This window comes from Acinetobacter sp. YH18001, from assembly GCF_013416975.1.
Classification (GTDB): domain Bacteria; phylum Pseudomonadota; class Gammaproteobacteria; order Pseudomonadales; family Moraxellaceae; genus Acinetobacter; species Acinetobacter pseudolwoffii.
Genome location: NZ_VPEU01000127.1, coordinates 1 through 1,579, shown reverse-complemented (window position 1 = coordinate 1,579; position 1,579 = coordinate 1). Strand labels below are relative to the sequence as shown.

Below are 1,579 nucleotides of genomic sequence, written 5' to 3'. Positions count from 1 at the left end.
AATGCTTTTTACTATAATCCCGAGGAAGACACACAGGGCTTTAAAGGCTGGTACCAGCGTATGTGCCACAAGCTGAACCGTAAGGGTTTTCAATATATTGTCGGAGAAGATGTCAAAGGAAATGAAAGCATTCATTATTTTTCCCCCGTAATCGCTTTGACTTCAGCCAACAATTCCCCAAACTTGCCGTAGTTCACTTTCACCCCATCATCTAGATCCAGTGAAATACGCTGATCAGCATAGTGACGCAGTTTTTCCTCAAAGCTACTCAGTTCAGCCTGTTGCTTATGCAAGTTTTGTAGTTCTTTTTCTTTACGTTTGATTTCAGCTGCAGAATCACTGTTTTCGATTTCACTTTGCAAAGAATTAACCATAGCCGCCATTTTTGAAATGAGTGGCATGACGTATTCAGTACGCATACGTGCCAAAGTACTTTCGTTATAGCGGTGCAAGTACACCAACGCCTGGAAAGCACCCTGTTTACCACTGCTAAATAACCAGTAGATCGGACGCTTTTTATAGGTTTGCATGTGGTCTTTATAGAATTTACTAGCAAGATAACGACGGATTGTATCTTCCGCTGTTTCACTAGCTTTTTTATCCAAGCTTTCTGCCAGCCACAACATATTGGCCTCTAGCGTGTCTTTACCCCAAACCGCAGCTAAGAACTCTCCAATACGATGGGTTGCATCATCTTCAAACCAGTGCATTTCGGTCAGTGGAATAATGCCATCCGCATCGGCTGGGAATGTTTGATAACGACTGGTATCAAAGTCTTGATTGCCTGCATGGGCATAGATCAGCCCGGGTTCATCCAGACTATAACGTCCCATCATGCAGCCAAGTGCATAAAAGACTAAACGCTGGCTGTCTTTTTCACGGTCGGCACGGGTGAGGGTAATTTGCTTATCGGGTATATCAGGCGTCAGTTCATCCTGTAAACCATAAGCATCAATAAACAGCTTATTGTTTTCTTCTTCCAAGCGTTTCATTTCAGCGACGGCGTTAGCATTTTGCTGTTGCCATGTATTAAAGGCTGTTTCTAAATTTGGCTGGTGTGTACCAATGATAGGGTTTTGACTAAAATCCCATGAGGTTTCGTAGGAATCCCAATTGACTGTGGAATATGAAATTAAATTCTTTACACGATCAGCTATTAAACTAATTTTATCTTTACAAATTGCAGGATATGGAAATTGTTCAATACTACCTGCTGTGGCATTTAAAGTTGGTGATAAAATTCTCATTAGATTAAATCCAATAATTGAATTTATAAAACCCAACATCAAAAATAAATCATCATCATTAGAGGTAAATAGAGAATCACCTGCTTGATCAAAAATAAATCCTTCAGGTAAATACCTAACTGCTAAAAATGAGGAACTAATTCTATTCCACGTAGCTCCTTTTTGAAAATAATATGATGGATTTCTTATAACTGAACTTTTATGCTGTCTAATTCATAATCAAGGATCGAGTAACTTGCACCTAAACGTGTACCCAAACCGTTAACTGTAGCCTCGTAACCTAGACGGCCATAATTTAAGTGACCTGAAGTCATCGCATTAACATTTAAGCG

Annotated in this window: 1 protein-coding gene and 1 pseudogene; one reads left to right on the top strand and one right to left on the bottom strand. The window is 39.8% G+C overall.

The window, feature by feature from the left end:
* Positions 1-159 (top strand): annotated as a pseudogene (locus tag FTV48_RS14740) (sodium:proton antiporter); the annotation flags it as partial.
* Here FTV48_RS14740 and pglX read toward each other — a convergent pair.
* Complete coding sequence (gene pglX, locus FTV48_RS14735) at positions 135-1,436, bottom strand: BREX-1 system adenine-specific DNA-methyltransferase PglX (RefSeq protein ID WP_373683541.1); 1,302 nt, start codon at positions 1,434-1,436, stop codon at positions 135-137. The pseudogene FTV48_RS14740 and the gene pglX sit on opposite strands and share 25 nt — an antisense overlap.
* Positions 1,437-1,579 lie beyond the last annotated feature (143 nt).